The sequence below is a fragment of the Candidatus Marinimicrobia bacterium CG08_land_8_20_14_0_20_45_22 genome, assembly GCA_002774355.1.
GTDB lineage: Bacteria > Fidelibacterota > UBA2242 > UBA2242 > UBA2242 > 0-14-0-20-45-22.
Window position 1 is genome coordinate 1 of sequence record PEYN01000130.1, and the last position, 8,941, is coordinate 8,941.

Below are 8,941 nucleotides of genomic sequence, written 5' to 3' on the forward strand. Positions count from 1 at the left end.
CCATCAAAGTTATAACTGAGTTTTGTAAAAGTCCCTCCATTAGTGGTTTTCAGAAGAGTGTTATCTTTCCCAGCAATGTAAACTACGTCGGCGCTGACTGCATCCAGATCGTACAACTCGACTTTGTAAGTGTTAGTATCGCCAATCATAGTCCAATCCGCGCCGCCGTTGGTGGTTTTGTAGATAATACCGCCTTCGCCGCAGGCATAACCGACATTGGCGTCGATAAACTCCATGTCATTCCAAGCATAATCGGTCACGTCGGGTTCACGAACGGTCGTCCAATCTAGCCCACCGTTAATCGTTTTTTGCACCCGACCCATCTGATGGGTCGGATAAGTTGTGCTATACACGATCCAACCGGTGTTGGCATCAATAAACGATGCTTTTGTAACCATCATGTCCGTCGATGCGACTTTCACGGTTTCCCAGGAACCGCCAAAGAGTAAAGTCGCCAAGCAAAACGTAACAATAGCAAGGGTTAACACTTTCTTCATCTTTTCTCCTTATTTTAAAATTGTTTTATATAAAGCCCACATTTGCGATTATACGCATTTTTAAAATTATCCGCAAGTGATTTTTCTCACTCATTTCCAATATAAAATTTTAAGACCGAATGATTCATCATACTGATGAGGTTCATCGAATGCTGTCCGGCAGTATTCCAATTCCGCTCCAAGGCGGCCCAGGGTGGTTAGACGCTCCAGGCCGATCGCACTGCCGCGTCGGGTTGCCCGATCTGCATCCCAGTAGAAATAGAGGTCGTTTTTGGCAATATCACCCCGCAGGTAAACCGACAGAATTTGATTGACCGCATATTTGACATCCAGGAAAGCCGAAAAATGATTGTCGTTTTCGTTATACCGGAATGGGATGGTATATTCTTGATAATCGCAGGAATTGACCGCGAAGGAAGCGCCAGTGTTCGTTATCAAACGCTTGAAAAAACGACTCTGCCAGCGTATTGATAGGACGTTGAGCCTTTCGGCATTGTCCAGCATGACGACGTTATATTCGCCGGATTTAGCCCAGTCGTCGGTCTGGCGGATTTCATAGGTTAATTCCAGCGAATTTTTTGCTTTTTCTGGTGAATAATTTAAATCAAAGATCCCGCGTCGGACTTCGCGTACCCAGTACCCGCGTGCGGTCGGCGTAGAAACACTCCCCGCGGTTACATCATCAGAACGTCCGTTATACTCTCCGGTAAGAGTCAGTTTAAGCCCGGGAATCACAAAATCCTGACGGCAAAACTGCAGGGCAAATCCGCGGCCCTCCCGATCATCGTTTTTGCGGTTAGTGCTTTTTGGGGTTTCATCCATAAAAAGATGGTAGCCGAATAAGGTGCGCACGAAGGCATCCTGCAGGTATTTTACGGCCTCGTATTTACGCTGGGCGTCATAAAAATTCCCGGAAATCCCAATGAGAGTTTTCCGGTCGCCCGAGATATAGCTCAGACCGGGACGCAATTCGGTATTGCGGGCGATGATCTCACATTGAGTATAAACATCTTTTAGACTCTGTTCGACACCGTAATTAACTTCGATTCCCAGATGCAGGCGACTGATCAGGGCATAATCGTAAATAAAATTGATCTGAGGCCCATCGTAAACGGTTGTTCCTGTCGTGGTATCCAGATAAGAGAAGTATTCTTCGTAAATATTTTTTTCCAGTGAACGGGGAATGTCATGCTGGATGAGGCGGTTATAGCGGATTGCGGAAACCAGAGTGGCACGTTCATTGAGATGTTTTATAGAATGTATCTGCAGTTCATAATTCTCCTGACGGCGCGGGTCATATTGCCGCCGGAAAGAGTTATTATCATTGGTGGTTTGCACAAGATTGAAATCGAGGTTATCCGGATAGGATATTTTATAAAAAGCCGGATTGCCGGAGAGGTCATAGAGCGAATTATAGTATTGATTAAACCGGTTACGCGGCTGAATCTCGCGGACGATAGGATTGTCAAAAGCCCACAGAGAATTCGCCAGCAGCAAACCGAGCACTATTCCCGCATAATTCCATTTTTTTATAAAACCACTTTTCATATTACTCTCTCGGCAATCAATGTTGATAACCCGGCGTGGGCGGCTTGATGATCACGAAGTCGTTGAAAGAATTATTGGTGTCAAAACCCGGCAGAATGCGTTCGACTGACTGTCCGCTATATTTCTGGTTGCCGATACCGGCCCAACCGGCGTCAAGAATCTTGTCGATATCTTTGGTCGTGCGCTTAGCCAGGCTGCTGTATTCGACACAATCAATGACTGTCCCGATGTCCAAACCATCCGTCATAACCGAATCGCTACCGTCGGCAATTGCGATGACATTGCCCGAAAGATTAATCATAAAATCAACTGTTTTCCCGGTCATGATATTATAGAGATTCAGCGCATTTGGATTGTCATAGTCGCCATAATCAAAAGCGTTGACGAATTCCCAATCCGCGCCGGACAGGTCAATGCTGGTGCTGTATAGTAAGGTGTGGTTATAGGCATCCTGTGCCAGCACGACGAATTCGCCCGGCTGAACGGGATACTGCGTACCGACCAGCGGTTCGCCGGGGAAGCGAAAAGCATAGGTCACGGAGGTCAGCATGTGATAAATCCGGCAGACGACCATGCCGTCCAGGTATTTAACCTCGTCCGAAGAATTATACAATTCAATGAATTGGTCATAAAACCAAAAATTCCTGTTTTCCGGCCCGGTGTAATAAATTTCGTTGATTTTCAAGCCCGGCATTAGAGTTGCGGATATTGTATAGATTGTGTCGGTAGTTAACCCGCTTTCAGAGGGGGTAATAGCCAGTGTTGTATCATTCAGAGTCAAACTTACCACAGAATCCGGCCATTCAACCCCTAAACTATCAATAAATGGTAACAGGACTTTGGCTTTGACCTGCGGATCAAAAGCCGCCCAGGGCAAGTCTTCAAAAATCACCTCACCGGAGTCATCAGTGGTAGCTGAAAAATTTTGCAAATTATATTCATCCGTATGGATTTGAACTTCAATATTTGCCAGTCTTTTGTTGTAACCAAGGGTGCTATCTTGGTAAACTAAAATCAGTTTTAGAGCGTACGTGCTGTCGTATTGGGTCGGTTTCTGATTAAAACAGTTAGATAAAAATAGTAGGGACGGAATAATGAAAAACAAACCCTTTTTTACCATTGAGCGCTCACTTCCAAACCGTAGAATATTGGTGAATTATGCTCATCAATTGAGCCGCTGAAGTTAGTCCAGGGCGCCCGGTCATCCAGAATGTTATTGACAAACAATGAAACCTCGGTGGTTTGGGACACTGACTTGGTGATGCGGAAATTAAAAATCCAGCGTCCGCCCGAATCCCGCAGGTAGCGCTCATAGTAATAGGTCATTCCCTGATACCATAAATAGGTTTCACCGTCTTCGGTCCGGTGGGTTGAATTACCATTAAATATGTTCTTTTTGTGTTCCAGGGGGACCTGCTGAGCGTCCAGAGTGATCCAGACTCCGAGGCGGTTGCTGATATAATTGATCTGGTAATCTACGATGACCTTTTCGCTCCATCGCGAATCCGGTTTGTACCAGATGTCTTCCCAGCTGGTGTCCGGCTGAGAGTCATAAACCAGACCAGTCTGTCCATGTTTATTAAAGCGGTAAGTGACATTTAACCGGTATTGGAAATTGTGAATCCGTTGGGTGCGCAGAGTGAACTCCAAACCTCTTGAGCGACTCCAGCCGCAGTTCTCGTAATGTCCCCAGGCGGCGCTTGTGATGGTATCGGGATTGATTTCGTATCCGTATGGAAAATTCACAGTGACCGGCATGTCGTCGGATTTTTGGTAGTAACCGGTCAGAGAAAATCCGACTTTGTCACTGAACTTCCAGTCGAGAGAGGCTTCGAATTTATCAATCGAATAGGCCTGCAGATCGGGATTGTATTGCAGGTGAACTTCTTCGATAATGGTATCCCCGTACTGATATTTAAAGTAGCTCGGAGCCTTGAAAATATATCCCAGCGAGATGTCCTTGACACTTCTTCCGGCTCCCAGGCGCATTTGCCAGTCCTTTGTGAGGTAGTATTGCAAATTTACCCGTGGGCTGAGAAAATCGCCATGCTCTGCTTTCAGGAAGGCTTTGTCTTCAAACATATTTTGGAAATTGAACCCGGTCGGCGAGTAGGCGTCATAACGCAGGCCGGCCATGAGTTTAAAGCGCCGCGCCAGAAAATTGCCCTGGATGATGTCCTCCGCGTAAAAACTGAGGGTAGTCAGATCGGGATAATCATCAAAAGCATAGGAACGGTGTGAGGAGTATTGACCATAATAGGGGTAATTTTCATCAATCACCAGGCCATCGCCGTTATTCTTTTCGTAGTTGACTTCAGTTCCAAAGAGCAAGTCATGTTTAGCGCGGGAGCTTTGCAGGATCAGTTTGCGTTGAATCCGCCCGCTTACTTTCCACTCTTCGCCGCTTTCCTTCATCTTGCCAATAAATCCCGGCAGGACTTTGATCAGAGTTGTATCCTTTGAAATTCCACTAACGGTGTCAACGATAGTCGTGTCATATTTGACGTTGTAATTTTCGGCAACCCACTTTGACTTGTAGTTGTTCTTATTATTAAGGTTGACCGACAAAGCCCCTTTCCAGACTCTTTCATCGCTTTGTTTATATGTAAAATCGAAATTGGAGGTAGCCAGGAACCCTTTGTCGTAGGAAGCCATCTGATAGGCATCGGTTGGTTTTTCATCGTCAAGAAGTTTGGTGAAACTGCCGCCAAGGTGTGTTTCCAGCTTTTTATTGAGATGTTCGCCGGACAGATTACCGCTGGCATGCAGACGCTGAAATTCGTCTCCGTCTTTGCGGGGATCACGTTGACTATAGCCGTAATTCAGATGATAATCCAGAACCGAGCGGCCGAGATTGACGCCATGTGAAAAGCTGGCGGTACGGGTGTCGGGATTGATTTTTGCGTTGAATTTGGGAGCGATCCGTCCAATCTTGGTCTCTACTTTTATGACACCACTGCCGAAGTTGCCGTATTCGACCGACGGAATTCCGGTTATTACTTCGACCGATTTGATATTATCGGCCGGAATGGTGCGTAAATCGAGGCCTCGGGTTGAACTGCCGTAAGAGACATTTCCGGAAGAATTGGCATCAGTCGAGATCTGATTGCCATTTACAATAATTGCGGAACCGAATGATTCAATAGATTCCATTGAGGTACCTGCCGCAGTTACTGAGCGCAGGCCAATTTCACTGCGGCCGGATAGGCCCGGATTCTGCGATTTATCCACGCCAGGCACGAGCGAGAGAATATCGCCGAGGCTGGTCGCCTGCATGTGTTCAATTTCGCCGGTATCAATCGTGCGGGTTGTGACGGGTGACTCCGGGAGCAGCTCTTCCTTAATCGAATAAACCTCGATTCCACCCAGCATAAAGCAATATTCGCTGGAGGATTTGCGTCCCTGCCTGAGAAGTTTGACATTAATTTCATAAGTGCGTTCGGCATCGATTTTCAGATCGAACAAGACGTTTTTGAAATAGCCCGCGCGCACGACTTCAATATTATAAATGCCGGCGTCCACATTCGTCAACGCAAATTGTCCGGTTTGATCGGAAACCGTAGTACGTGAGAAATCCGGATCGGAGCGCTTTTGCAGAATTATCAGGGCGTCGGGAATTGCACGCCTTCCCATCTGGCAGGTGATTTTTCCGGTAATGGTCGAAGCCATTCCGACGGTAGCCAAGCTGACCAGCACCAGAGTGATAATAAATTGTTTTTGCATAAGAGTTCGATTCATCTGTTTAAACCTATGAATAGCCTCAGGAATGACATCGCTAAAAAACCGGCAATTATTAGTGATCCTAAATCGCACGATCGCTGTAAACACTAAAATTAAAAAAATCTAGTTTGATCAATATCTGTTCATTAAAAAACCCGGTTAAATCTATTGAATTATTGTTAAGGAATCAATGAAACATTAACTTTCGCTGTTAATTTTGGTCTTTAATTAATACGGAGAAAGAATGAGTAATGCGATAGAATGTGCCAATTTAACCCATCGTTACGGTAATAAACTGGTATTAAACGGTTTGAATTTTTCTATCGGGAAAGGGCGTATTTTCGGCCTTCTCGGTAAAAACGGAATGGGCAAGACCACAACAATAAATATTCTAATGGGATTCTTGAGGCCCACTAGCGGACAGTGCATGGTTCTGGGAGAAAATTCGCACAGTCTGTCGCCTAAAACCCGGACGCGCATTGGTCTTTTGCACGAAGGGCACCTGGCCTATGATTTTATGAACGTGTCCCAGATCGAAAAATTCTATGCGCCGTTCTACCCGGACTGGCGCAAGGAATTTTATTACGAGCTTATCGATAAAATGGGCGTTTCACATGACCATAAATTGTCGAAAATGTCGTGCGGACAGCGTTCACAAGTCGCGCTCGGATTGATTCTGGCGCAAAATCCCGAACTGATGATCTTAGATGATTATTCAATGGGGCTGGATGCCGGTTACCGCGTTCTGTTTCTGGATTTTCTCCAGGCTTATGTCCGCGAGTATGACAAGACGGTGTTGATTACTTCCCATATTATCCAGGATCTGGAAAAGATAATTGATGAAACCCTGATTATCGGTCGCCGGAAGGTGCTCCTGCAGATGTCAATCCGGGAATTTATGCAGACCTTTCACCGCTATACGTTTCAATCTGCCCGACCGGATTTATTCATCGAGCCGGACGAAATCATCAGGAACTACGAAAACATAAGGAATCAATCTACTATTTATTCCTTTGGTTCCGCGGATGACTGTCAGAAATACCTGAAAAATCACGGAGTAGAATACAGCGAATTCCAGGAAATTTCCATGACGCTGGAAGAAGCTTTTATCGGATTAACCGGCAAATATTAGAGGTAAGACAATGTATAAATCACTGATTTATAAAGAATGGTTAAAGATTCGGTATTTTCTGTTCGGCTACGGGATCATGATTATTGTACTGACAGGCTATCTGTTTCTGGATATCCGCCACACTCTGGCCATGGAAAAACCGATCAATGTCTGGCTGTATCTTATACAATACAAAATGCTGTTTTACAATATGGTAAAATTTATTCCGCTTGTGGGGGGCATCTTACTGGGGTTGACACAATTTGTGCCGGAAATGACCAAGAACCGTTATCGCCTGTCATTCCATCTGCCCTTACCAGAAATAAAGATGCTACTCTTTGTAGTCAGCACCGGCTTTCTGGCTTTTCTGGTTGCTAATCTGATTATGTATGGAGGTTTTCTAATGATTACGGCGATATTTTATTCGATCGAGATTGTAACCAGCGCCGCCATAACGATGCTTCCGTGGTTTATTGTCGGTTTCGCCGGATATTTCGCTACGGCAACAATTGTCGTTGAACACTCTTGGAAATATCGGATCGTACTTATGATTATTGCAACCGGATTAATTGGTTTAATGTTGAAAGAAGAAGGGTATGAAGAGCATGTCTTCGTTATCTGGCAATATATTGTCATTGCTCTGATGTTTGCCGCCACAATAGTTTTTCCAGGTTACCGCTTAAGGAAAGGAAGTAAGTGATGCTTACCAAAATCTCACGTTATATCTTCATTCTTATTTTTATTTTAGCGGCGGCCGTTTACCTGCCGGAATTCTATTGGAAATTCTTTGGTAAACGCTCTGATTTTGCGTTGATTTACTATAGTCCGATCATAAAACAATTCGTCGGCAATCGGGTAAATCGAAGCAATGAAATGGAGTATTTTGATTTTCAGGGCAGTTCTTATTCTAAGATAGAATATGAGAAGTTATTGCCGTTTATGTATTACTATGATCTGGATAAATGGAATGTACTACCCCGGGAAGTTCAGGGTATTCCGATTGATATTTCCACTATTCGTCGCAATTCGCAATCTTTTATATTCCAACCGTACCATTTGCATAACCCGTTGATCCAACTATATCCCTTATTTGAATCTGAGTCAGATTTTGCCAGATTGACTTTACCGGACGAGGTATTCAGAATTGGTGACCGGATGGAATTTATTGATGTTCGTAAGAACGTCATTGTTGAGCAACTTACTACCGTTTTTACGACAGCTTTACAAGAAGCCGGATTTGTCTTCCCGGCTCGAATTATTGCCGGCAATCCAACTACGCGTAAGCCATTTGACGAAGGGTATTTTATTGTAGACGCCGTTGGTTCCGTTTTCCATGTTAAAATGGTCAAGGGTCAACCGTTCTGTAAAAAAACCGTCATAAGTCCGGATTTGGACGTCCGCTATATTTCTATTTCTGAAGATCCGCGGCGAGAATTTTACGGATTTTTAATTACAGCATCAGATAGTCTTTATATGATTATGTATGATGATTATAAACTAGTACCCCTGCCACTGGCGGGTTTCGACCCGGACGATATGCGCCTGCGTTTTATAGCCGATCCGATTTACCGGACAATTTCGTACAGTAATTCTGAACGAGTAAACTGTGTCGTCACTGATCTGAAATATAATTTCATCGACTCTTGTCATGTGGATTTAGTCTCTTTCAAAAAGACTATAGCCGGGCGGGTTGAAAAGGGGTTGTTTCCATTTAAAATCGAGACCGAATCGAATAAAAGTAACTTTAGAAGCTTTCGACTGGTGCTTAATGGGTATCTCGGTTTGCTCGGTATCATTCCATCGCTTCTGCTGTTTATCCTGATTAAATATATTTTCGGCAATGAGAAGGTGCGCAACAATCCGCTGGATCTGCTGATTGTTGCCCTGACGGGGATTTATGGATTGCTGACGGTGCTTATCATAAAACCGGAAATATGGGAGAAGAGTGCCAATCCTTTTGGATACTAAAGAAACTAAAAATTGCATTGCTGGGTCGGGTTTCCGAAATTTGATTTCGGTGGTCATAATTGTTAAAAAAAGCGAATAGAAAATGCACGTAAATATT

The 8,941-nt window shown here is 44.5% G+C and carries 7 protein-coding genes; 3 read left to right on the top strand and 4 right to left on the bottom strand.

The genetic code is table 11. From position 1 onward, the window contains the following. From COT43_07735 to COT43_07750, 4 genes are all read right to left on the bottom strand, one after another. Window positions 1-497, bottom strand: a 497-nt coding sequence (locus tag COT43_07735; protein PIS27967.1) for a hypothetical protein, incomplete at its 3' end; no start/stop codon positions are given. Between the two features lie 90 nt (window positions 498-587). Continuing rightward, window positions 588-2,045 carry a hypothetical protein gene (locus COT43_07740; GenBank protein PIS27968.1) on the bottom strand — a complete coding sequence of 486 codons (1,458 nt, stop codon included), beginning with the start codon at window positions 2,043-2,045 and terminating at the stop codon, window positions 588-590. Between the two features lie 16 nt (window positions 2,046-2,061). Further along, window positions 2,062-3,165, bottom strand: a complete 1,104-nt coding sequence (locus COT43_07745; GenBank protein PIS27969.1) for a hypothetical protein — start codon at window positions 3,163-3,165, stop codon at window positions 2,062-2,064. Continuing rightward, entirely contained in the window at window positions 3,159-5,783 is a 2,625-nt protein-coding gene (locus tag COT43_07750) for a hypothetical protein (GenBank protein PIS27970.1), read from the bottom strand. Before COT43_07750 ends, COT43_07745 begins: the two co-directional genes overlap by 7 nt. A gap of 226 nt (window positions 5,784-6,009) precedes the next feature. Between COT43_07750 and COT43_07755 the strand changes: the two genes are divergently transcribed. Genes COT43_07755 through COT43_07765 form a run of 3 tightly spaced genes read left to right on the top strand, consistent with a single transcriptional unit; the run spans window position 6,010 to window position 8,844 of the window. Further along, window positions 6,010-6,897, top strand: coding sequence for an ABC transporter ATP-binding protein (locus COT43_07755; protein PIS27971.1), 888 nt, complete (start codon window positions 6,010-6,012; stop codon window positions 6,895-6,897). 10 nt (window positions 6,898-6,907) lie between these two features. Continuing rightward, window positions 6,908-7,576 carry a hypothetical protein gene (locus tag COT43_07760; protein PIS27972.1) on the top strand — a complete coding sequence of 223 codons (669 nt, stop codon included), beginning with the start codon at window positions 6,908-6,910 and terminating at the stop codon, window positions 7,574-7,576. Next, complete coding sequence (locus COT43_07765; protein ID PIS27973.1) at window positions 7,576-8,844, top strand: hypothetical protein; 1,269 nt, start codon at window positions 7,576-7,578, stop codon at window positions 8,842-8,844. Before COT43_07760 ends, COT43_07765 begins: the two co-directional genes overlap by 1 nt. Window positions 8,845-8,941 lie beyond the last annotated feature (97 nt).

Coding starts and splice junctions, on each gene's coding strand:
- COT43_07740 (PIS27968.1), bottom strand. CDS start 2,045: ATGAAAAGTGGTTTTATAAAAAAATGGAATTATGCGGGAATAGTGCTC.
- COT43_07745 (PIS27969.1), bottom strand. CDS start 3,165: ATGGTAAAAAAGGGTTTGTTTTTCATTATTCCGTCCCTACTATTTTTA.
- COT43_07750 (PIS27970.1), bottom strand. CDS start 5,783: ATGAATCGAACTCTTATGCAAAAACAATTTATTATCACTCTGGTGCTG.
- COT43_07755 (PIS27971.1), top strand. CDS start 6,010: ATGAGTAATGCGATAGAATGTGCCAATTTAACCCATCGTTACGGTAAT.
- COT43_07760 (PIS27972.1), top strand. CDS start 6,908: ATGTATAAATCACTGATTTATAAAGAATGGTTAAAGATTCGGTATTTT.
- COT43_07765 (PIS27973.1), top strand. CDS start 7,576: ATGCTTACCAAAATCTCACGTTATATCTTCATTCTTATTTTTATTTTA.